Below are 21,892 nucleotides of genomic sequence, written 5' to 3' on the forward strand. Positions count from 1 at the left end.
ATGGCCGACGTCACCGAACGCCTGCTGTTGCAGGTCGATGCCGCGACCGAGCTGCTGCGCCGCCACCTCACCGAGGCCGAGCAGCCGCTCGACCGTTTCGAGCGCCGCGCCGATCGGATGGCCGACAATGTCGACCGTTCGATCGGCCGGATGGGATCGAAGTTTGGAGCCTTCGCCAGCCTTGCCGACGATGCCGCCAAGCGCGCCCAGGCGAGCTTCGAGGGCAGCTTCAGCCAGGTGCAGCGCATCGCCGCCCAGGCCATCAAGGGGCCGACCGTTGACGGCCGCGTCAACCTGGGCGTGGATGATCTGCGCAGCCAGGCGGCCGAGGCTCAGAACCGCGCCCGGTCGTTCGAGCTGATCGTCGCGGCCGCCCAGCGTACCTCCAGCGCCGTTGGCGATACCACCGAAGCGACCCGTCTTTTCATCCAGGCGTCCAACGCGTCACGGATCGAGGCAGAGCGGCAGGCGCAAGCCCTCTTGGCCGAGGCTGGCGCGCTGGAGCGCGTCCAGATCGAGCTGATGCAGAGCGCCGAGGCGGCCGAGCATTTCGTTGGCCGTCACCAGCGCGTCGCCGAGGCAGCGGCCGAAGCCGAGCGCCTGGCCCAAGCTGAGGCCCTGGCTGCCCGCACCTCGCGCGAGCTGGCGTCGCAGGCCGACGTGCTGCGCGCATCGCTCGACCCAATGTATGTGGCGCAGAAGCGGTTCGACGAGGAACTGCACCGCGCCGAGGCCCTGTATGCGGCCGGGACGATCAGCGTCCGCGAGTATCAGGCGGCGCAGGACTTGGCGCGCGCCACCCTTCAGGCCCATGCCGCCCAGGTCAGCGGGGCCGTGGATCGCGAGCGGCAACACGCCCTCGCCATCGGTGAATCGGCTCGGCAGGAACGCGAGCTGGTGCTGGCGGTCCAGCAGGTCCGTGGCGCGCTTGATCCGATGTACGTCGCCCAGCTCCGGTTCGACCAGGAGATGGACCGCGCCGATGACTTGTTCCGGCGCGGCGCAATTACGATGCGCGAGTATGCGGCGGCCCAGCAGCTCGCCCGCAACAACCTGAGTGCCTATGCCCAGACTGTCGCTGGCCCGGGTTCCCAGGCACAGAATCAGGCGATCGCGCAGATCAACCGGAACCGCATCGCCATGCAGGGTCTGGGCTATCAGGCGCAGGACACCTTCACCCAGCTGTCGATGAACGCCAACCTGTTCCAGGTCGTCGCGATCCAGGGCGCGCAGGCGGCCGGACAGATGACGCTCATGACCGGGAAGGCGCAGGCGTTCGGCAATTTCATGCTCGGCCCTTGGGGGCTCGCGATCACCGCCGGGATGCTTGTCCTGGGCGCGCTGACCAAAAATCTGGACCTGTTTAGCGACAAGACCGCCGACGCTCTCGAAAAATTGCAGGAAGATGCGCGGGAAACCGAGACGACCGCTAAAGCGAAAGAGCGCTTCAAATCGACCATCGAAGGCGTCACGGCGGCGATCCGCGATCAGGCGAACGCGCTCAAGGAATCGGCTGAAGCGGAGCGGACGTCTGCCGAGCGGGCAAATATTGCGGCAAAGCAACATGCTCAGGAAGCATTGGATATCCGCCGCAAGACCGCCGCCCGGCTCGCGGACGCGGTGGCTGCCCGTCAGCTCTTTGAGGATGGCGGGTTTGGAAATGTCAGCCCGGACACGGCAGACGCGGCCCGCGCTGCCCTGGACCGCAAGGTCGCGAAGCTGCAGGTCGATGCCACCGCTGCCCAAAAGGCCGTTGACGATGCGCAGGCGGCGCTGAACCTCACACGCGTAGACTTGGCGGCCGAGCAGGCGCAAATCGCGATCGATCCGGTCCGGGCCGTCACGAAGCTGTACGACGACCGCATCAAGGCGGTGAAGGATCTGCAACGGCAGGAAGCGAAGCTCGGCCGACAGGTGGGCGCGGCGTCGTTTCAGCGACTGAAGGATCTGGAAGCCGAGAAGAAGAAGGAAGTCGAAAAGGCGCAAGCGCGTGTTAGCGCCGAGCGCCGATCAGGCACGGCCAACCGCCAATTCGGTCGGGACGTCGACGAGGCGGGCGCGCGGTCGATCATCGCCTCGATCGGCGGGCGCGTCACCAGCGGCACGCGTTCACGCGCACAACAGGAGCGGATCTTCGCCGATGCCCAGGCGGGCCGCCATATCGGGCCGGTCGCCCGCCCCGGCACTAGCGCGCATGAGCGCGGCCAGGCGCTCGACGTCGCCTACGGTCCGGGAATTTCGGTCGCGTCGATCCGCAAGGCGTTCGAGGATGCTGGCGTTCGCCTGCGCAAGGTGCTCAACGAGCCGACGCAGCGCGTCTATCATGTCGAATGGGGCCAGGCCCCGCGTCGCGGCCCCTCGGCCGAGACGATGCAGCGTCGCCAGGATGCTGCCAAGCGCGCGGTCCTGGCGGACGATACGGCTTTTACGAACGATTTTCTCGGTGCCCGCCGACGCCTGCTGGAAGCGACCGGCCGCAGCGCCACCAGCGAGGAACAGCGCGACATCCTTTTGCGAGAGGAGATCAATGCCGAGGCGGATGCGCAGCGGACCCGCACCGGCAACCGGCTTCAATCCGGGGACCTGACTGTCGCCCAGGCATTGCAGCTGCACGCGGTCAACGAAGCGACGCGCCAGCAGCGGCTGGCCAATGTCGATGCCGATAAGGCCCGCCGCCTGATCGAGCAGCGCTACGACAGCGTTGCCGATACCAATTCGTCGCGGCTGGAAGTGTTGCGCATCCAGCAGGACAGCGCCGTCACCGAGCGCGATCGCCAGCGCATCGGGCGCGAGATCCTGGAGCTGGAGCAGCAGCTGCGCCGTCAGGCACTGGAGCGCGTCGCCGCTACGTCGGACGATCCCCAGGCGGTGCAGCGTGCCAAGGACAACTTGGCGCGGTTGCCGGAGGTCGAGAAGGCGGAAAGCGGGCGGTTCGAGCAGCAGACCGCTAGTCCGCTCGATCGTTATCGTCAGCGCGTCATGGAGGTGTCGAAAGACACCAAGACCGCGCTGGAAAGCATCGCCGTCCAGGGCTTCGGCAAGTTGGAGGACGAGGGCAGCCGCGCCACCGCGCAGGCCGTCACCGACCTGCTGGGGCTGAAGGGTGCGGCGGCCGACGTGGTCGGGAGCGTCATCCAGGACCTGGCCCGGCTGGCGATCCAGAAGGCGATCGTTGCCTCGATCGGCGGGAGCTTCTTCGGGTTCGCCGATGGTGGCTCGCTCGCTGATATCCCCGGCCGGGCCGATGGCGGGTCGCTGGGTGGCCTGATCCAGGGGCCGGGCACGGGACGGTCGGACAGCATCCTCGCCCTGCTGGGCGGAAAGGGCGGGGCGGTGCGCCTGTCCAACCGGGAATTCATCGTCAACGCGGCCGCGACCAAGGAATGGTTGCCCGAGCTGGCGGCGATCAATTCGGGGCGCTTGCGCAAATTCGCGGATGGCGGGTCGCTGAGTCTGTCGACCCCATCTTTTCCAAGCCTGCGCGAACCCCGGCCGAATATGACCCGATTGCGGGCGGGTGGGCGTGACCGCGTCGACGTCAATGTCCGGACGAAGGTGGAAGCGTCGCCGCTGCTGATGGCCCAGGTCGAAGAGACGACGATGCGGACGGTCGGCGCGGCGGCCGAGCCGATCATGGCCGGCGCGGAAATGCGCACGATGACGCGGATGCGCCGCCCCACTCTGCCGGGAGGATACACCGGATGATCATCGTACCGATGCCGACAAGCCCCACGGCGGCCAGCGAGATCCCGTGGAAGCTGAAGCAGCCCAGCCAGTCCAATCGTGGCTGGAAGGGAAAGCGGCGCACGACTATCCTCCCCGAGGCCGCGCGCTGGTCGGCCGAGGTCGACATGCCGGTCATTCGGGGCGAGGCTTCATTCCGGCCCTGGCGGTCTTTCCTCGCACAGCTCCAGGGGCGGGCCAACGCCTTCAAGCTGGTCGCCGTCGAGGGGCCGCAATTCAAATTCCACCAGGTGGTCGTCATCGATGGCACGGGCCAGAAGGGCGGCACGCTTAAGACGCGCGGATGGCAGCCAGGCGCGCGGTTGCTCGACGGCATGTTCATCACCGCCGGGGACCGGCTTTTGCAGGTCATCGGCGATCATCCGATCGTTGGCGCGGACGGCAAGCTGACCGTCACCGTCCTGCCGACCATTCCCGAGGGACTGGCAGACGGCGCACACGTCGAGGTGCGGTTGCCCTATGCATTGATGTCTTTGGACACCGACGAGCAGGGCTGGACCGTCGGTGTCGGACAGCAATACAAGGTGTCATTCCCCGTCGTGGAGGCGCTGTGATCGGCGGGCCGGATGCGGCGGGCAACATGGCGCTTGCCGCGTCGCTGCGTCGTCCCGTCACTTTCTGCTATCTCGATATCGCGGGTGATCCGGTCCGCGTGACCAATGCGCCGTACAGCTTCAGCTTTGCGGGCACGGGTGACGAGGACCTGGATGGCTTCACCTTCGACGCGGTCGACAACAGCGTCGTGTCGGTCAGCGCGGTCCGGAAAAAGGATGGCGGCACCGATACCGTCACGCTGGAATTGTCAGGTCTGCCCGGCATCGATGCCGAGCTGCTCGAGGAGATCAGCACAAAGGCACTGTACCAAGGCCGCGATGTGCGACTCTGGAAGGCGCTGCTCGATCCCCGCGACCCGACCCGCATCCTGAGTATCTGGGGCTATTACACCGGCGTAATGTCGGTGCCCAAGGTCGTTGGCGATCAGACAAGCCAGACGATCAGCCTGGACGTGGAAAGCTACCTCGCATTTTTCGGCGAGGCGTCGAACCGGACGTACCTCGATCAGGCCAGCTTCGATCCGGGCGATCGCTCGGCCGAGCTGGCCATCGCCATCGCCAACGGCGCCAGCAAGCGCACCTGACGGGGCAGATTTTATGTATCGCAAGCCCGATTGGGAGGCGCGCCTTGCCGCCTACCTCGAACCCCTGCGCCTTCGGCCCTTCGGCCCTTGGGGCACATATGACTGCTGCGTCTTCACGGACGGTGGCATCGTCGCAATGACGGACACCTCGCTGATGGGCGAGTTTGTCGGCCGGTACTCGACGCCGATCGGCGCGGCGCGTGTCTTGAAGCGCTATGGTGCCGGCACGCTTGAAGCGACGATAGATCGAAAGCTGGAGCCGATACCGGCCGCCCTGGCCCAGCGCGGCGATGTCGTCATGTCGCATGGCCTGCTCGGGATCTGCTGGACCGACTTCATGTTCGCGGTCGGCAGCGAAGGCGAGCGGGAAGGGCTGATCCGTATCGAGCGGTGGAGCTGGGGCGACCCGCGCGCCTGGCGCGTGCCCTACGGAGCCTGACGGATGGCAAAGGCTCTCAAGATCGGTGCCATGGTGCTAGGTGGCGCGGCGCTGCTCGCGACCGGCGTCGGCGCGATCGCGATGGGTGGCCTGGCCGGATCGCTGGCGATCGCCGGGGTATCGGTGCAGACGCTGTTCCTCGCCAGTGCCGGGCTGTCGATTGCGTCGTCGCTGCTGCAGAAGACCGACGTTCCCGCGTCCCAGACGCAGCGCCTCTCGGCGACGATCGACCCGCGCGCGTTCCGGACGACGGTGCTGGGCCAGACGGCCATGGCGACCGATATCCGGTATGAAGAGTGGCACGGCGCGAAGCAGGATTACTGCTCGTGGATCGTCGCACTTGCCAGCCACGCGATCCACGCCGTCGACGAGATCTGGCTGAACGATGAGTTGGCCTGGTCGACCGTTCGCGGCGTGACGTCGAAATTCGCCGGATACTTTTCCGTGCCGCGCATCGTCACCGAGGGATGGGCAGGCGTCGGCTATTCCTTTGCCTCGGGCCAATGGAATGCGGCGCATCGCCTGACCGGCTGCGCCTGGTGCCACCTGCAATTCAAGATTACGGGCAATTCCAAAGGCACCGATAGTCCCTTCTCCGGTGGACCGCCCAGCCGGATCACCATCATCGGCCGGGGAGCAATGCTATACGATCCACGCCGTGACAGCACTGTGCCGGGTGGCTCGGGGCCAATGCGGGCGGACGATCAGAGCACCTGGCGCTATGTCACTGACGACGGCGCGGTCATCGGCGAGAATCTGCCCCTTCAAATCCTGCGCGTGCTTCTGGGCTGGCGGATCACCAATCCGGTGACGGGGGCAAAAAAGCTGGCGGTGGGCATGGGTCTGCCGATCAAGCGGATCGGTCGGCCGTCCTTCATCGTCGCTGCCAATCATGCCGACGAGCAGGTGCCGCGCGTCGCTGGGGGAGGGACGGAACCGCGCTACCAGGGGGCCGGTGTTTTATCCGAAGGCTCGAGCGGAAAGGAAATGCTCGATACCCTCTGCGGTGGATGCTGCGGGCGGATCATGGATGCCGGTGGCAAGCTGGACCTGATCCTCGCCCATAATGATCTGGCTGCCGCCGCGACCGACGACGGCCTGATGGACGACGACGTGATCGGGTCCTTCACCTGGAACCCGGACCCGGCGCTGGACGCCACACCCAATGTCGTCCGTGGGCGCTATGTCGATGCGACCCCGGCCGGTCTGTACCAGATGATGGATTTCCCCGAAGTAGAGGTCCCCAGCCCAGACGGGATCGATCGCCCTTTGTCGCTGGATCTACCGATCGTCGAGAGTCCGCGTCAGGCCCAGCAGATCGCATCCCAGACCCTGCAACGGCGGCAGCGGGCGCGGACCTTCACCGCGCTGTTCGACATTCGCGCCTGGCGCTGGCCGGTAGGGGCGGTGGTTCCCTTTACCTTTTCAGCACTCGCCTTCGACCGAAAGCTCTTCCGTGTGACTGAGCAGGAATATGCCGAGGGTGGTGCCTGCCAGATGACCCTTACGGTCGAGGATGCGGCAATCTATGCGCCGATCGCCGATCGCGCGGCCGTTCCTGGCGGGGCCTATTACGGCTTCAATCCCGCGCTAGATCCCATAGCGCAGGCGATCGCAGCCGCCGCCAGCTCCGAACAGCTCAATCAGGCGACCCGAACGATCGACCAACAGGCGCAACTCATTCAGCAGCAGCAGAATGCGCTGAGCCAAGTCACGGCTCGAGTGAAGGCGCTCGAGGACGCCTCGCAAGAGCCGTAACCCCTACAATTCGGGAGCATATCGAATGGCAACTGCGGCTTGTCTGCCCATAGCGGCAGATCGGGCGGGTCCTTGCGTCCGCACCATTTTCTTCGAGGGCCTCGACCTCTTTGGGCTCAAGCTGGCGATGGAAATTCGTCTTGGTCCCGAGACGCCCGGCCCTGCGGCAATTTCGCTCGGCAATGTATCGATGGCGGATGCAGAGGGCATTCGCGTCGTCAACGTGACTCGCTCCAAAGGCGTGCCGACAAGCGAAGTCGTCATCCGTATCGCCCAATCGACGATGCGGGATGCTGCTAAGGTCCCATATTCTGGTGAGCAGGGTAGCTCCTCGACACTGTGCTACGATTTGATTGCCACATTCGGTCAGGACAATCGGCGTCTGGTCTACGGCACCTTCACGGCGCTGCCGACCGTGTATGGCATGGACAGCGCACCCGCGAATCGGTCGCAAGGCGGGCAGAGCGGCCAGACGTCCACCTGGACCAATGCTCGAGTGACCTACAGCGGCGACGATGCCCGCGTGGTAATCGATGGCGCAGATCTGCTCGGCCTCATCATCGACGATGCCCGGGGGGGCATCGATGACGGAGTTGCGGCAGCACAGGCAGCGCGCCGCGGCGCGGAAGCAGCGCTTGCGGCGATCACGGCGCGCGACCTCGACCCGCTCGAATATGATCGCTCGGGCTATCTTGAAGCGACGATCGACGAGCAGGCCCGGGTAATCAAAGGGGTGTCTCGCGCGACGCTGAGCATGATCGCGGTCAGCTATGGCGGTCAGCTGGTGGAGGACCTGGGCAGCCTCGAGTATGAGCGCTCCGGCGCGGTCGATGCGCTGGTCGATAGCGATTTCACGCTGCTCGAGCTGACCGCCCGCAATGTCGGGCTCGACCATCTGGCGCTCGATCCGCTGGAGTATGATCGGTCGGGCTACCTGCTTGCGGATGTCGATGGAGGCTGGCGGGTCGTGGCCGGAACGCGACCGGTGTCGGCACCTGCCCCAGTGGCAGCCGACGCGGCCGATTACATGGTGGTCGAGCAAACCGATGCCGCTGGACGACGCCAGGTCTATTCGGAACGGCGCAGCAACGGCGCGCGAATGCAGCTTTCGCCAGCAGGGTCGAATCATACCCTCGTGCGCGTCGAGCGCGGCAATGCGCTGTATCGGTCCGATCGCGCGCGGCAGCCTGCCGGTGGACTTTTCGCGGTGCCCGTCGCTGGCGGTGCCGAGGTGTCGGTCCTGCCGTACCTCGCCATCGCCATGTGGGGCGACAGCCAGGTCGGCATGGGCGCGGACGACGGGACCGGCGCGGGTCTGGTCGCTGCCCAAAAGCTCGGCTGGGCCTATGCCAATCAGTGGGGCGTCGGTGGTCAATCGGCGCAGCAGACTGCGGCTCGCCTGTACGGCGTCCAAATGCTCATCGTCGGCGGCCAAATCCCGGCAGCGGCCGGAGCCGTGGTGAATGTGCTCGTTCTGGGTGCCGACCCGATCACGGGTGGACAGCCCGACATCAAGGTCCGCTATTCGGTCGCCGGGGTGCGGATGACGCTGACCCGCGATACCAACGGCAGCGGCGCCTACACACTGACCCGTGATAGCGCTGGCGCGGCGGTGGCGGTGCCTTCAAGCGTCTTTGCTCGCGCCGTTGCCTGCTCGCGCTTTGGCAACGAGGACCCGGTCGACCTCCCGCGCGACTGCGTCACGATCATCCAGGTCGGCCGCAACAACTTCGATACGATCGAGGCGAATGTCGCCGCGATCCGGGACCTCGTCTCCACGCTGTCGTCGCTGTCCAAGCGCTTCATCATCCCACTCGTCCTGCCGGTGGGCTATGCCCAAGACGGCAGCGTCGTCAACCCGATCGAGCCGACCGGCAGCGAGCGGCGCCTGCGCATCGAGGCGATGAACGCCGCGATCAAGGCGGCCTTCCCCGACAATTCGCTCGACCTCCTGCCAATCCTGCAAGCGCGGGGCGACGGCAGCGCAGGCGATAATGCGGACATCGCAGCTGGCTTCACACCCCGCTCGCTCCGCACCGACTTCCTTCACCTCAATGCAGCCGGCCGGTCGATCGCGGGCCAGTACGGCTATGCACCCTTCATCACCGCGAAAGGATGGACCCAAGCATGAGCGGCATCTTTCGACGTCTGGTCGGCTATTCCTCGGGCCGTACCGACCTGCCCAAGCTCCAGCGTGACAGCGTGGTGGACGACGGCACCATTGGCCTGTTCGATTTCGGTCACGGCTGGGGTTATCTCGCCCAGGTCGGCCCGGTCGCGGCGGGGGCGCAGCTACGCAACTATGACCGTGACGGCGGCATCGCGGTTGCGGATGCCGCCATCCCGTGGTCGGGCGGGATGGTAAAATTCGACGGGCTGGGTCAGTCGATCACGCTGCCCGCAGAATGGAAGCTGCCCCCGTCGACGACCGATTTCGCGATTTCGATGACGGGGCGCATTCCGCGCTCGGGCTATCCCAGCGGCGGAACAGGTCAGAAGTCGACGCAGATTCTTGGCTGCGCTTCAGGGGGTGTCATTCAGTACAGCTTCCTCGTCCTCTACGACGCGGCGACCGGCCAGCTGTCCGGCCTCCAGCTCGGCCTCAATAACGAAGGACCGGTGGTCCCTGCCGCCCTATTCCCCGACGATGCGGCCGCGCACCATTATGCGCTGCGCTGGCGTGCGACCTCCGCGACTGCATCGATGATCGAATTCTACATTGACGGCGCGCTGCGCTTTACCGCTGCCGTGGGCTATGCGGGTGCGCTGTCCCAGCCTGACCGCCCGGCCAAGCTGGGCCAGTATTGGAATTTTGTCCCCGACGCCATGCGGGGCGCGATCGGCCGAGTGATGCTCCAGCGTCTCGACGTCGCGGGATCGAAGCCCATCGGCGAATTAATCGCGGCGGATCTGGCAGCCGGGCAGGGGCGGTTCTCGTAAATGACCGCCCTCGCCCATGTCATCAGCACGGCTGCCATATTGTGGATGATGCCCCCCAGCGCGACCATCGGCGACGTCACCGACTGTATCTCCGCGTCTATCGATTGTCTGGAGGTATCATGACAGAGCCCGTGAGCATCGCCAGCGTCGCTGGAGCTAAATACGGTGCCACGATCGCCGGACTGGCGATCGGCACTGCCGCACGGTACGGCCTGGCTCTGTCCGAAGGGCGCATATTGACGTGGCGCGGCGTGCTCGCGGATCTGCTTTTACTTGGGATGCTGGGCCTTCTGGCAATCGCCATCAGTGACGGCGCGGCGCGGGTTGTAGGCGTGACGGTCGGCACCGATTACCGCGTCCTGGTTGGATCGCTGGCGGCCGTTTGTTCCGACCGCCTGGTCCGCTTGGTCCGAGAGCATTTCATGAAGCGCGTCAGCGAAGAGCTGCACACCGGCGAAACGCCCGCGCTGTAACCCGCTCGGCCGGTCGGCCGCGCCATCACCTGGATAAACCTATGACGACGCCACTCGCACCGTGGCGCGCGGCCGCGCGCGCGCCCATCACCCGCTCGATCAGCAGCATCGCGGTCCACTGCACCGCCACCCCGGCCGGGCGCGCGGTCAGCGCCGCGCAGATCCGCGGCTGGCACCTGGCCAAGGGCTGGAAGGACATCGGCTATCACTTCGTCGTCGGCCTGGACGGCACGATCGAGATCGGTCGACCGAAGGCGATGGCCGGTGCCCATGTCGAGGGCTTCAACGCCCATTCGGTCGGCGTGGTCTATGTCGGCGGCACCGACGCTGCGGGCAAGCCCCTCGACACCCGCACCCCCGCGCAAAAAGCCGCACTGCTCGACCTGCTGGCCGAGCTGAAGGGCGCGCACCCGGCGGCCGTCATCAAGGGCCACCGCGACTATTCGCCCGATCGCAACGGCGACGGCAAAATCAGCCCCGCCGAATGGCTGAAAGCCTGCCCCTGCTTCGACGCGCTGACCGAATATGCGCGCGTCGGCCGCCCCGCCTGATCCCCTGGAGACACCCATGACCGATATCAAATACTGGTGGCAGAGCCGGACGATCTGGCTGCAAATCGTCGCCGCGCTTTTCGCTGCCCTGTCCACCTTCCACATCCTGCCCACTGGCATCGAGCAGGACCAGCTGGTCGGCGCGATCATGGGCTTCGTCGCGATCGCGACGCTGATCCTGCGCTTCCGGTCGACCCACGTCATCGCGACCGACACGCTGCCTCCGGGCATGGGTGCTCGCGCGAGGATCGCGGCGATCGGCTTGGCGCTGGGCCTGGCGGCGTGCGCCACCCCGACCGGCGCGCCCACCTCGATGCAGCGGCTGGCGCGGATCAGCGACCAATTCGCCAAGGCCCAGGCATTCGCCGCGCCATTCCTGGGCTTCCTGCCGCCCGAGCGTGCCGACCTGGTGCGCGCGGCGGCCGAGCTGGTCCGCCAGGCGCTGGCGACGGCGCGCAGCGCGTCCAGTACGGCCGAGCGCAATGACGCGCTGCGCACCGCCGAGAAGGCGACGGCCGATTACCGCTTCGTCACCGGCGGTTGACGATCGACGGTCCGGACGGCAAGGCCGACTTGCTGCTCTGGACTAGCCGAAAGGAGCAGCCCGTGCGCGGCAAGAACAGGCACCGGCTTTGCCGGGTGGCCTGCTGAATGAAAGACCCCCCCGGGGGGAATAAGCAGGGCGCGGTCTCTGTTCTTCCGCGCGGCTAACCGCCCGGTACGCGGCCGGGTGGCGCGATAGGCAGAGACCGCCCCACCACGCATGAAATCGCCGCTGGCCCCGCCAGCGCCCCCAGATCCCCACCGACGAACAGAGCGTCGGCGCGGGCCGCGTCCGATCATGTCGATCGGCGCAAATACCATCCGCACGCGTAGCCGACGTGCCAGCGATCGCCACCAGCGACCTATGGAGCGGACATTGTGGATCTACGTACCCTCTTCCAACCTGAAGACGTCGATTTCCGAGGATTGTCATTCTGCGCCGGTTACGCGGGCCTCGACCTTGGACTGCACATCGCCGAGCCCCATTACCGGACTGTGGGTTTCGTCGAGAGGGAAGGCCATGCAGCGGCCGCTCTCGTGGCGCGGATGGAAGACCAGGCCCTGGGTCAGGCACCTATCTGGGACGATCTGCGATCCTTCGACGGCCGACCATGGCGCGGCCGCGTTCATCTCCTCACTGCCGGTTATCCCTGCCAGCCCTTCAGCCTCTCGGGTGTGCGCCGCGGAGCTGACGATCCCCGGCATCTCTGGCCCGATATCGCCCGCATCGTGGAAGAGGTCGCGCCGGAATGGGTCTTCTGCGAAAACGTCGAGGGGCACCTGTCGCTGGGCTTCCCCGACGTCGTCGCCAGCCTACAAGGCTTGGGCTACACGACAAAGGCGGGCCTGTTCACAGCGCGAGAAGCAGGCGCTTCCCACCGGCGCCGGCGGCTCTTCCTCCTGGCCCACGCCGACCGCGTCGAACGGGGGGTATGTGCCGAACCTGATCGTGCAGGCGGGCTCGATCCGCTTTACGGGACCGTTCGACATTTCGACGGAGAGCGGCGGCCAATTCTCATTGAGCGAGGCGTCCCGCAGCTGGATGACCCTGTGGTCGACCATGCAGGCGATGGGATGGAAGCCGACGTCGACCGCCTCGCCATCTTCACCCCAGGTCCGAGTGAGCTGGAAGCATGGGGACGGCTCCTATCTGAGCAGCCTGACGCCCAACCCGCGATTCTACGAGAAGACGATGGGCTGGCCGATTGGGTGGAGCGCACCCGGGGAGCCGGTAACGGAGTATGCAGCATGGCTGCGGCGCTCGCGTGGGCTGTTCTCAAAACTGCTCACCACCTGGACGCTTGACGATCTGCGCGGCGACTGACCCGCGCTGCCGGCCGGGACGGCCCGGCCGGCTTTGATATTCTCCCGGCGACAGAGCGCCGGACGATCCGCCTGGGCACGTCGCCCAGGCGGTACACCCTCGCGCGCGTAGCCGACGTGTGATCGCGAAGGACCAACCTCATTTCGACTATCAACACTCCCGCTCCTTATCTCGGTGGGAAGCGTAATCTGGCAAAGCGTATCACGGCCATGATCGATGCAACACCGCACCGATCCTATGTCGAGCCGTTCGTCGGCATGGGCGGAATATTCCTCCGCCGCGCTCGGCCCGCCAAGGCCGAGGTGATCAATGACATTTCGGGCGATGTGGTCACCTTTTTCCGGGTCGCTCAACGGCATCCCGACGCGCTGGACGACACCGTACGGCAGCAGCTCGCCAGCCGCGAGGATTTCGACCGGCTGAAGCTGGTCGATCCGACCACCCTGACCGACATCGAGCGTGCTGCGCGGTTCTTGTACCTCCAGCGACTGGCGTTCGGTGGTAAGGTCGTCGGGCGCAACTTCGGCGTGAAGCGTGAGGCGGCGAGCCGGTACGATCACCGGCAGCTTCGCCCCTTCCTACGGAAACTGCACGACCGGCTGGCGGGCGTGACGATTGAGCGCTTGGGCTATGCGTCCGTCATCGAGCGATATGACGATCCGCGTACGCTGTTCTATCTCGACCCGCCCTATTGGGATTGCGAGGGAGATTATGGCCCGGGAGTGTTTGAACGTGCCGACTTCGAGCGCCTGGCCGACCGGCTCGCTGGTATTCGGGGGCGCTTCATCCTGTCGATCAATGCGACCGACGGCGCACGGGCCGTCTTCTCCCGCTTCCACATAGAAGACGTCGACACGACGTATACGGTCAGCTCCCAAGCCACGAAACGTGTCGGCGAACTGATCGTGTCGAACTTCCGGGGGTAATCGCGGGGGAACAGCCTCCCTCTGGTGGCCAGCAGGAACGGCGGAAAACTGCCGATTCGGCAAAACCGGGGCGGACACTCCCTCCGCCCCGTTTTCCGGCAGAACTTGCCCTTGAACCTCGCCCATTGGGGTGAACGCTTAGTTACCGGGATCAAAAATCTATTCGTGCTTTCAGATATTAAAAACGACGCCCCCAGACCGCCCGGCCAATCCTGACTGCCAAGGGCGGCGGGAGGGGGCTTACGTCATCCATGCGCGCCCTCGTTATCATGATTTCGCGCATCTGGCTGAGCGTCACATCTAGTTCCCTTCTTCGCGCGTCCATAACCTGTTTAGCCTGCGCGCAGCGCTCCGTATCACCACGCATTGCAGCCCGCACAACATGAAGATGGCTCTCCTCATAGGCAAAAGCATGGCTGTGGCAGTTCCGCATATGCTCTTCGGCAGACGGGAAAACCAACTCCGCAAGGTCCATTGCATTGTTGAATTTCTGTAGTCCGTCCTCATCAATACCGTCACGCAAATCTAGCTTCGTCCGAAACTGATCTAAGTCGGCGATAGCCTGCAGACGTCGTTCCAAAAGCGCTAATCTGACCTTTTGGTCTTCAACCGCTGCGCTCCGGCGAGCTACGGCATTATTCCATCGATTTTGTGCGATTGTCGCTGCCAGAACCGCGAGTGCGACGGTAGCCGGACCGACCTTTCCTGCGGTGTCGATCAGCCACTGCATGTCCATGGTCTCTTTCCCTTCAAAGGTATTGTATGCTGACAAACGCAGCTCTCAAGAGCGCGCGGCCGAAGCCGCGCGCCTATAAAATCTGGGATGCGCAGGGTCTGCACCTCTTCGTCGCCCCCACCGGCCTGCGCGCATGGCGCGTCCGGATCAGGGCCGATCGCCGCGAGGCGGTCATTTCGCTGGGCAGCTGGCCCGACGTGTCTCTCGACGATGCACGCGAGTCGGCGCGCCTCGCACGTGGCATGATAATCCAGGGTTCGACGCCGAAGAGCGTGGCGGCGAAGGTGGCCGAGCGGCTGGCGCAGTCGGCGATCACGCTCGAGCAGCTGGCCCGCAACTGGCACGAGACGCGGCGCGATCGCTGGACCGAGGTCCACGCGGCCGACGTCCTGGCCAGCCTCGAGCGCCATGTCTTCCCGGCGATCGGCGGGGATTTGGCGACAGCGATCACCACGCCGCAGCTGCTGCGTCTGCTCGGCCGGATTGCGAGCACCGGCGCGGCCGAAACGGCGCGGCGCATCGCGCAGCGCCTCTCGGCAATCTATCGCTTCGCGCGTACCCGAAGTATCGTCGATGGCGATCCGGCCGCTGGCCTAGTCCGCGAGCTGGCGACCGGCGCGCCCGTCCAGCGCCAGCCTGCGCTGGAAGATCTGGGCGAGGCCCGCGCGCTCCTCGATGCCGCCGATCGCGCGCGTGTCGCCCCGGCGATCCGGCTGGCATCGCGATTCCTGGCGCTGACCGCTGTCCGCCTCGCGGCCGTGCGGGGCGCGCGGTGGGACGAGATCGAGGGCGTCGACTGGTCGACCGACGCGCCCGCACCGGCGGCGCTGTGGCGCATCCCGGCCGTGCGGATGAAGATGGCGGTCGCCAAGAAGGCCGACGCGGCGAATGATCACCTCGTGCCGCTGTCGGCGGCGGCCGTCGCGGTGCTGCGCCAGGCGCGGGCCATCGGCGGCGCGGATCTGATCTTTCATCGCGGGGGCCGACCCATCGGCGAGGGCGCGATCGGCGCGCTGTACGCGCGGTGCGGTTTCGGCGGGCGTCATGTGCCTCACGGATGGCGCGCCACCTTTTCGACGGCGCTGAACGATTGCTTTCCGGACGATCGCTTCGCCATCGATCGCGCCCTGGCCCACGTCCAGGCGTCGGCCGTCGAGGCGGCGTACAATCGGGCGCAGCATCTCGACCGGCGACGGTGGCTGTTCGATCGGTGGGCGGAAATCCTGTTCGATACGCCAGCGCCGGGCGATCGGCCGGAGTGAGAATGGCACGGTTCGTGCCGTCCCCCCCTCGATAGCCCACGGGCGGCACAGCCGCCCGGTCCCGACGGACGCCTCTTGGCCGTCGGGTGCTTTGGGTAGGCCGGTCAGACCTGGGGGGGGACCTAACAAACTGCGCATGGACCCGCCCAAAGCGGGTCCATTCCTTTTCATCTAACCCCTTGAGCCGGATACTGACCCTTAGGTGTACTCGCGCTCTCGACCTGCGCGCCGAGGCGCGCCAAGGCGTCTCGCAGGTCCGGAGACGACGGCACTGGCGGCGGCGCAGGGGGCAAAGGCGGCGTGGAGTGCTGCCGGGTGGCGTGGGCGGCGCGGCGCTGGGCACGACGGCTCATGAGGTCGCGGAAGCGTTGGCGGACGTTCTTGGGCAGGCTGCCCATGTCGAAGAAATAGGCGTTCGTGACCTGGACGCGCTGGGGCGCAAACTCGCCCTTGCGGTCGGTCTTCTGTGATCGGCGCACCCAGCGCAGGAAATTGTGCTGTTTCAGCCGGGCAAGGGCGCGGATGACCGTCGTCCTGGACAATCGGCCGATGCGCGCAAGCGTGTCGATCGCGGGCTCCAGGCGGCCGGTCTTGAAGCAGATCGGCACGCCACGCACGCCGAGCAGCATCTCGAGGACGCGGATGCCGGTCCAGCCGAGCGGTCGCACGCCACGGTCACCTCGGTGATGATCGTCATATTCGCGGGCGGTCTGGAGGAATGAATCCCGCCAATCCATCGCGCCCCCGACCGTGCCGTCGCCGATCGGACGCCAGACATTGGCCCGCTTATCGTCGACGTCATAGCTGTCGCGCCGGACCGTGCGGTCTTCTCCTCGCACTTTTCCGGACAGCTTTGCTGCCAGGGCCTTAGTGATTTGGCGCGTCTCCCGCGCGGCCGCGAACGTCATCTTTCGGCTTCCCCAACCGAAGTAATTTGGATGCACGAAAGCGCCGCCTGAATCGCATTATTCAGACGCGCGCTGTGCATGATGGAGGCCCCTGGGGGGCCTTGATTGGGGTCGTGGGGTTTCGGCGCGTTTTCGGCGTCGTCGGTAACGACGCACGCAAAACTGCGACTTATACGGGGGTCAAAGGGGCCTCACCCGGTCCGAAAATGGCGGAAATCCGGGCTAGGGCCTTCGTTGACATCGCAGGGGTCGCAAGTTCAATCCTTGCCACGCCCACCATCGAAAACCCCGCTAGGCCAACGGCTTAGCGGGGTTTTTGGTTTTTCCGGTCCCTGTCGCTGAGAATCACCGCGCGTTCGGCGATGGCGCGCATCAGGCCGGTGTCGAACGCTCGCGCCAGCGATCCTTCCGAGAACCGATCGGCGCGCAGCAGGAACGTCAGGATCCAGGCGATCTGGTCGATGCTCGCACCGGCGATCGCCCCGGGGTGCTCGGCCATGCGGATCAGCGCGGCGCGCGCTTCTTCGTCCATTGGCTTGCGGTAATGGGCCGCGATATCCTCGGTCGCTATGGTCGTGACGAAGGCGGAGGCAGGCTCGGAGAGATTGAACCAGGCCATGGTGATGACCCCCTCGGCAGAGCGCCGGGGTTCGGTCCATGCGCCCGTCACGAAATCGGGCGCGGCCAGAATGGGGGCGAAAGCGGCGATGTTGCGAAGCGTGGCCATGTCCATATGCTGATCCTATCCGCTTGATGAGGGGCGGCCACCGTTTTTGCGTATAGGTTCATCATGACCGATCCGTTCGACCGCGATCTCGCCCGACTGGCGCACAGTACCCCGCCCGCGACCCTGGACCAGCTGGAGTGGCGCGTGGCCACCGCGATCGATGCGGGGGCCTCGGACACGGGCGGCCTGTCGGTCCGGGGACTGGCGCTGGCAGGCGGTGCGGCGCTGATGCTGGGGATCGTCGGCGGCGGGGTGGTGGCTGGACGGAGCGAGGCGCGGGAGCGGCCGGTGGCGATAGCGGCCCTCGATACGGGACTGGCACCCTCGACCTTGCTGCTCGGCCGATGAGCGGGGCGGTGCGGCGGAACTTGCTGACGCTGGCGATCGCGTTCGTCGCGGCGCTGGCGGGGGTAGCGATCGGGTGCCGGTTGCTGATGCCCGCTGCACCTCAGGCGAGCGACATCCATATGCTGGTCCACCGCGACATCGCGCTCGACCCGGGGCAGCGGATCGCGCTCGACCGGCTGGAGGGGCGGTTCGCGGTACAACGCGCGGCACTCGAGGCGCGGCTGCGCGGCGACAATGCCCGGCTGGCCGCCGCGATCGAGGCCGAGCATCGCGACGGGCCGCAGGTCACCCAGGCGATCGACGCGGTGCATCACAGCATGGGCGATCTGCAAAAGGCGACGCTCGCGCATGTCTTTGCGATGCGCAGAGTCCTTCGCCCCGACCAGGCGGCGACCTTCGACCGGCTGGTGGCGGCCAAGCTGACCGACACAGGCCGATAGCGAAGCCGCGTGGGGGAGCGCGATCTGGCGGGGCTGGCGGACGGCGATCTGGTCGCGCTGGCCATGGGCGGGCGGCCGGGCGCCTATGCTGCGATCGTCACGCGGCACAAGGCGGCGCTGTATCGCCTGATACTGGCGCAGGTCCGTGACGCCGACGAGGCGCTCGATCTGGTGCAGGAAAGTTTCGTCGCGGCGCATGGCGCGCTGGGTCGGTTCGACCAGACGCGGAGCTTGCGCGCGTGGCTCAGCCGCATCGCGCTGAACAAATGCCGCGATTGGGCGCGGCGGCGGCGGGTGCGCGCGATGTTGGCGCGGGTGCTGCCGGTCGAGGCGGCGGCCGAGGTGGCGGATGACCGCATCGGGGCCGAGGCAGCGGCGATCGAGCGGGATTCGTTGGCCCGTACGCTGGCCGCGCTCGATGCCTTGCCCGCGTCTTTGCGCGAGCCGCTGATCCTGTGCGCGGTCGAGGGATTGAGCCAGGCCGAGGCGGCCGAGGCGCTGGGCCTGAGCGGCAAGGCGGTCGAGCTGCGTATCCGCCGCGCCCGTGCCGCCTTGCGCAAGCAGACGGGGTGAGGGGCCGGGTGAGGGGAGGGCCGCCCCCATGCGTATAAGGGGCATGATCGACCAGACGACCGCGATATGCCGCCGTGACCTTCTGGCCGGGGGCGTCGGCCTGACCACCCTCGCCGCCATGCCTGCCTGGGCACAGAAGCATGGGGGCTCGCCGCGCGCCACGCTGACCGGCCCCGACATCACCCTGACCATCGCACGTCAGCATATGATGATCGACGGCAAGCCCTATCACGCGATCGGCATCAACGGATCGGCCCCCGCCCCGCTGATCCGCCTGCGCGAGGGGCAGCGGGTGCGGATCACCGTGGTCAATGCGCTGGACGAGGAGACCTCGATCCACTGGCACGGGCTGCTGCTGCCCTTCCAGATGGACGGGGTGCCGGGGATCAGCTTTCCGGGCATCCCGGCGGGCGGGCGCTTCACCTATGAGTTCCCGATCATCCAGGCCGGGACCTATTGGTATCACAGCCATTCGGGGCTTCAGGAGCAGGAAGGGCTGTACGGCCCGATCGTGATCGATCCGGCCGGGGCGGACCCGATCACGTCGGATCGCGAGCATGTCGTGCTGCTGTCCGATCCCAGCCCGCTTCACCCCCATGCGATCTTTCGCCGGTTGAAGATGCAGGGCGGCTATTTCAACTATCAGAAGCAGACGCTGACGGGGCTGCTGGCGGGCAAGGGCCAGCCGTTGCGCGAACGGCTGGACTGGGGCCGGATGCGGATGGACCCCAGCGACGTGTCCGACGTGACGGGTTCGACCTATCGCTATCTGGTCAACGGCCATGGTCCGGCGGACAATTGGACCGGGCTGTTCGCGCCGGGCGAGCGGGTGCGGCTGCGGCTGGTCAATGCCTCGGCGATGACCAACTTCAATATTCGCATACCCGGCCTGCCGCTGACCGTGGTGCAGGCCGATGGACAGGATGTGCGGCCGGTGACGGTCGACGAACTCCAGATCGCGGTGGCCGAGACCTATGACCTGATCGTCACCCCGACCGAGGACCGTGCCTATACGCTGGTCGCCGAAACCTGGGATCGATCGGGCATGGCGCGGGGCACGCTCGCCCCTCGGGCGGGCATGGCCGCGCCCGTCCCTGCGCTGCGCCCCCGGCCGCTGGCGACGATGAAGGATATGGGGATGGGCGGCATGGACCACGGCGCCATGGCGGGTGGCTGTTCGCCGGAGCATGCCGCGATGGGGCATTGCCAGCCGGGTGCCGCGCCCCAAATGGACCATGGCACGATGAGCCATGACATGCGCGACTTCGCCAACGCGCCGGGCCTGCCGCGCACGCCCGTGGTCCAGACGGTTGCGCCGATGCCGGTCGACCGTACCGGCGAACCGCCGCAGGGGCTGGCCGATGTCGGCCACCGCGTCCTGACCTATCGCGACCTGATGAGCGCCAGGGTCAATCCCGACACCCGCACGCCGTCGCGCGCGCTGACCATTCACCTGACCGGCAATATGGAGCGCTATATGTGGGCGTTCGACGGGGTGAAGCTGAACGCCGTGACCGCGCCGATCCCGTTCCGGCTGGGCGAGCGGGTGCGCGTGACGCTGGTGAACGACACGATGATGGCGCACCCCATCCATCTGCACGGCCATTTCTTCGAGCTGGTGACGGGCCATGGCGACCATGCCCCCCGCAAGCACACCGTCAATGTCGCACCCGGCGGCACCGCGACGTTCGACCTGACGGCGGATGCCGAGGGCGACTGGGCGTTCCACTGCCACATGCTCTATCACATGCATGCCGGAATGATGCAGGTCGTCACCGTCCGGCGTGACGCGGACGAGGGAGCGGCGGCATGATCCCCTTTGCGCTGCTGCTGCTCGCCGAACCGCAGCACCGACATGACATGATGCCCGGCATGACGATGCCCGGCATGACCATGGCGCCTGCGGCGACACCCAAGGCGAAACCGGCCAAGCCCCCCCGCAAAGCGGCCAGACGTGGGCGTACGCTTCGCAAGACCGAAGCGGCGACCAAGCCCCGGGCGGCGGCGTGTTCGGCCGAACATGCCGCCATGGGCCATTGCACGCCGTCCGATGCGCCCGCCGCCATGGATCACGGTGCGATGCCGGGCATGGGGGCCATGCCGACGACGGCGGACCCCTGTCCGCCCGAGCATGCGGCGATGGGGCATTGCAAACCGACCGCCCCGGCGAAGGAAGCGCCGGATGCGGATGCTTCCATGGATCATAGCGCGATGCCCGGCATGGCCATGGATCATGGTGCGATGGCGGGTATGACACCGGGGCAGGGGGCGGTCGGTAACGCGCCACCCCCTCCGGCCCCGACCGATCGCGCCGCCGACCGTTTCTACAACCCTGCCGCCATGGCCGTCGCCGACCGGCAGATGCGGATGGAGCATGGGGGAATGCGCTTCTCGCAGATCCTGTTCAACCTGGCCGAGGTGCAGGTCCGCGACGGACGCGACGGCTATCGCTGGGACGGGGAGGGCTGGTTCGGCGGCGACATCCACCGGCTGGTCGTGAAGAGCGAGGGCGAGGGGACGTTGCGCGACCGGATCGGCACGGCGGAGGTGCAGGCGCTCTATTCCAGGGCGATCGATCCCTATTGGAATTTGCAGGCGGGGGTGCGGCAGGATATCGGAACAGGGGCGCGGCGGACCTATGCGGTGGTCGGGGTCGAGGGGCTGGCCCCCTATTGGTTCGATGTCGAGGGCGCGCTGTTCCTGTCTGACAAGGGCGAACTGCTCGCCCGGACCGAAGCCTGGATCGACCAGCGCCTTACCCAGCGCGCGATCCTGCAACCGCGCATCGAGGTGAACTTCGCCGCGCAGGACGTGCCCGACCAGCGGATCGCGGCGGGCGTCTCCAGCCTCGAACTGGGTCTGCGGCTGCGCTACGAGATCGCGCGAGAGTTCGCGCCCTATGTCGGGGTGAACTGGGAACGCCGCTATGGTCCCGCCAGCGGCGGCGGGGCCGCGCTGGCGCTGGGTATCCGGACCTGGTTCTAGGACGGATCGACATTCATTTGTTTCCTCCCCTGGAAGGGGAGGTGGCAGGCCGAAGGCCTGACGGAGGGGTGTCCCGG

The 21,892-nt window shown here is 66.6% G+C and carries 21 protein-coding genes; 18 read left to right on the forward strand and 3 right to left on the reverse strand.

Annotated elements, in window-relative coordinates:
- From SP5_RS06290 to SP5_RS06345, 12 genes are all read left to right on the forward strand, one after another.
- Entirely contained in the window at positions 1-3,705 is a 3,705-nt protein-coding gene (locus tag SP5_RS06290) for a hypothetical protein (protein WP_042485638.1), read from the forward strand.
- A complete protein-coding gene (locus SP5_RS06295) occupies positions 3,702-4,298 on the forward strand; it encodes a hypothetical protein (protein WP_042485641.1) in 597 nt (198 codons plus the stop codon). Before SP5_RS06290 ends, SP5_RS06295 begins: the two co-directional genes overlap by 4 nt.
- Positions 4,295-4,882 (forward strand): hypothetical protein, encoded by a 588-nt coding sequence (locus tag SP5_RS06300; RefSeq protein WP_042485644.1) that lies wholly within the window; start codon positions 4,295-4,297, stop codon positions 4,880-4,882. Before SP5_RS06295 ends, SP5_RS06300 begins: the two co-directional genes overlap by 4 nt.
- A 13-nt stretch (positions 4,883-4,895) precedes the next feature.
- Positions 4,896-5,321, forward strand: a complete 426-nt coding sequence (locus tag SP5_RS06305; protein ID WP_052811432.1) for a DUF6950 family protein — start codon at positions 4,896-4,898, stop codon at positions 5,319-5,321.
- Positions 5,322-5,324: 3 nt separating this feature from the next.
- Positions 5,325-7,079 carry a phage tail protein gene (locus tag SP5_RS06310; protein ID WP_084220588.1) on the forward strand — a complete coding sequence of 585 codons (1,755 nt, stop codon included), beginning with the start codon at positions 5,325-5,327 and terminating at the stop codon, positions 7,077-7,079.
- Between the two features lie 25 nt (positions 7,080-7,104).
- Positions 7,105-9,210, forward strand: coding sequence for a hypothetical protein (locus tag SP5_RS06315; protein WP_157013604.1), 2,106 nt, complete (start codon positions 7,105-7,107; stop codon positions 9,208-9,210).
- Positions 9,207-10,019, forward strand: a complete 813-nt coding sequence (locus SP5_RS06320; protein WP_042485652.1) for a hypothetical protein — start codon at positions 9,207-9,209, stop codon at positions 10,017-10,019. The genes SP5_RS06315 and SP5_RS06320 overlap by 4 nt, the downstream gene beginning before the upstream one ends.
- 119 nt (positions 10,020-10,138) lie before the next feature.
- Entirely contained in the window at positions 10,139-10,492 is a 354-nt protein-coding gene (locus SP5_RS06325) for a hypothetical protein (RefSeq protein ID WP_042485655.1), read from the forward strand.
- Positions 10,493-10,533: 41 nt separating this feature from the next.
- Positions 10,534-11,043, forward strand: coding sequence for an N-acetylmuramoyl-L-alanine amidase (locus SP5_RS06330; protein ID WP_042485658.1), 510 nt, complete (start codon positions 10,534-10,536; stop codon positions 11,041-11,043).
- A gap of 16 nt (positions 11,044-11,059) precedes the next feature.
- A complete protein-coding gene (locus tag SP5_RS06335) occupies positions 11,060-11,587 on the forward strand; it encodes a hypothetical protein (RefSeq protein WP_157013605.1) in 528 nt (175 codons plus the stop codon).
- 377 nt (positions 11,588-11,964) lie between these two features.
- Positions 11,965-12,891, forward strand: coding sequence for a DNA cytosine methyltransferase (locus tag SP5_RS18730; protein WP_217995681.1), 927 nt, complete (start codon positions 11,965-11,967; stop codon positions 12,889-12,891).
- A gap of 168 nt (positions 12,892-13,059) precedes the next feature.
- Positions 13,060-13,836, forward strand: coding sequence for a DNA adenine methylase (locus SP5_RS06345; RefSeq protein ID WP_369386070.1), 777 nt, complete (start codon positions 13,060-13,062; stop codon positions 13,834-13,836).
- A gap of 178 nt (positions 13,837-14,014) precedes the next feature.
- Here the strand turns inward: SP5_RS06345 and SP5_RS06350 are convergent, their stop codons facing one another.
- The gene (locus SP5_RS06350) at positions 14,015-14,566 is read right to left on the reverse strand and encodes a hypothetical protein (protein WP_157013606.1); all 552 of its coding nucleotides are present in this window, start codon (positions 14,564-14,566) and stop codon (positions 14,015-14,017) included.
- Positions 14,567-14,598: 32 nt separating this feature from the next.
- On the opposite strand from SP5_RS06350, the gene SP5_RS06355 reads away from it, so the two are divergent.
- Complete coding sequence (locus SP5_RS06355; RefSeq protein ID WP_042485672.1) at positions 14,599-15,834, forward strand: tyrosine-type recombinase/integrase; 1,236 nt, start codon at positions 14,599-14,601, stop codon at positions 15,832-15,834.
- Between the two features lie 167 nt (positions 15,835-16,001).
- On the opposite strand, the gene SP5_RS06360 is transcribed toward SP5_RS06355, so the two are convergent.
- The gene (locus SP5_RS06360) at positions 16,002-16,742 is read right to left on the reverse strand and encodes a hypothetical protein (protein ID WP_052811435.1); all 741 of its coding nucleotides are present in this window, start codon (positions 16,740-16,742) and stop codon (positions 16,002-16,004) included.
- A gap of 304 nt (positions 16,743-17,046) precedes the next feature.
- Entirely contained in the window at positions 17,047-17,469 is a 423-nt protein-coding gene (locus SP5_RS06365) for a DUF6508 domain-containing protein (protein WP_157013607.1), read from the reverse strand.
- Between the two features lie 63 nt (positions 17,470-17,532).
- On the opposite strand from SP5_RS06365, the gene SP5_RS06370 reads away from it, so the two are divergent.
- Genes SP5_RS06370 through SP5_RS06390 form a run of 5 tightly spaced genes read left to right on the forward strand, consistent with a single transcriptional unit; the run spans position 17,533 to position 21,815 of the window.
- Complete coding sequence (locus SP5_RS06370; protein ID WP_042485679.1) at positions 17,533-17,817, forward strand: hypothetical protein; 285 nt, start codon at positions 17,533-17,535, stop codon at positions 17,815-17,817.
- Positions 17,814-18,257, forward strand: coding sequence for a periplasmic heavy metal sensor (locus tag SP5_RS06375; protein WP_042485682.1), 444 nt, complete (start codon positions 17,814-17,816; stop codon positions 18,255-18,257). Before SP5_RS06370 ends, SP5_RS06375 begins: the two co-directional genes overlap by 4 nt.
- Positions 18,258-18,266: 9 nt before the next feature.
- On the forward strand, positions 18,267-18,830 hold the full coding sequence (locus SP5_RS06380; protein ID WP_369386069.1) for an RNA polymerase sigma factor: 564 nt from the start codon (positions 18,267-18,269) through the stop codon (positions 18,828-18,830).
- Positions 18,831-18,873: 43 nt separating this feature from the next.
- Entirely contained in the window at positions 18,874-20,643 is a 1,770-nt protein-coding gene (locus SP5_RS06385; RefSeq protein ID WP_084220590.1) for a copper resistance system multicopper oxidase, read from the forward strand.
- Complete coding sequence (locus SP5_RS06390) at positions 20,640-21,815, forward strand: copper resistance protein B (RefSeq protein ID WP_042485686.1); 1,176 nt, start codon at positions 20,640-20,642, stop codon at positions 21,813-21,815. Before SP5_RS06385 ends, SP5_RS06390 begins: the two co-directional genes overlap by 4 nt.
- Positions 21,816-21,892: the final 77 nt, after the last annotated feature.

It is taken from the genome of Sphingomonas parapaucimobilis NBRC 15100 (assembly GCF_000787715.1).
GTDB classification, from domain to species: domain Bacteria; phylum Pseudomonadota; class Alphaproteobacteria; order Sphingomonadales; family Sphingomonadaceae; genus Sphingomonas; species Sphingomonas parapaucimobilis.

Bases quoted from the DNA above. Each gene is read 5' to 3' on its own strand.
- SP5_RS06370 (WP_042485679.1), top strand. From the start codon at position 17,533: ATGACCGATCCGTTCGACCGCGATCTCGCCCGACTGGCGCACAGTACC.
- SP5_RS06335 (WP_157013605.1), top strand. From the start codon at position 11,060: ATGACCGATATCAAATACTGGTGGCAGAGCCGGACGATCTGGCTGCAA.
- SP5_RS06385 (WP_084220590.1), top strand. From the start codon at position 18,874: ATGATCGACCAGACGACCGCGATATGCCGCCGTGACCTTCTGGCCGGG.
- SP5_RS06305 (WP_052811432.1), top strand. From the start codon at position 4,896: ATGTATCGCAAGCCCGATTGGGAGGCGCGCCTTGCCGCCTACCTCGAA.
- SP5_RS06350 (WP_157013606.1), bottom strand. From the start codon at position 14,566: ATGCAGTGGCTGATCGACACCGCAGGAAAGGTCGGTCCGGCTACCGTC.
- SP5_RS06310 (WP_084220588.1), top strand. From the start codon at position 5,325: ATGGCAAAGGCTCTCAAGATCGGTGCCATGGTGCTAGGTGGCGCGGCG.
- SP5_RS06290 (WP_042485638.1), top strand. From the start codon at position 1: ATGGCCGACGTCACCGAACGCCTGCTGTTGCAGGTCGATGCCGCGACC.
- SP5_RS06330 (WP_042485658.1), top strand. From the start codon at position 10,534: ATGACGACGCCACTCGCACCGTGGCGCGCGGCCGCGCGCGCGCCCATC.
- SP5_RS06390 (WP_042485686.1), top strand. From the start codon at position 20,640: ATGATCCCCTTTGCGCTGCTGCTGCTCGCCGAACCGCAGCACCGACAT.
- SP5_RS06365 (WP_157013607.1), bottom strand. From the start codon at position 17,469: ATGGCCACGCTTCGCAACATCGCCGCTTTCGCCCCCATTCTGGCCGCG.
- SP5_RS06360 (WP_052811435.1), bottom strand. From the start codon at position 16,742: ATGACGTTCGCGGCCGCGCGGGAGACGCGCCAAATCACTAAGGCCCTG.
- SP5_RS06315 (WP_157013604.1), top strand. From the start codon at position 7,105: ATGGCAACTGCGGCTTGTCTGCCCATAGCGGCAGATCGGGCGGGTCCT.
- SP5_RS06375 (WP_042485682.1), top strand. From the start codon at position 17,814: ATGAGCGGGGCGGTGCGGCGGAACTTGCTGACGCTGGCGATCGCGTTC.
- SP5_RS06355 (WP_042485672.1), top strand. From the start codon at position 14,599: ATGCTGACAAACGCAGCTCTCAAGAGCGCGCGGCCGAAGCCGCGCGCC.
- SP5_RS06320 (WP_042485652.1), top strand. From the start codon at position 9,207: ATGAGCGGCATCTTTCGACGTCTGGTCGGCTATTCCTCGGGCCGTACC.
- SP5_RS06295 (WP_042485641.1), top strand. From the start codon at position 3,702: ATGATCATCGTACCGATGCCGACAAGCCCCACGGCGGCCAGCGAGATC.
- SP5_RS06325 (WP_042485655.1), top strand. From the start codon at position 10,139: ATGACAGAGCCCGTGAGCATCGCCAGCGTCGCTGGAGCTAAATACGGT.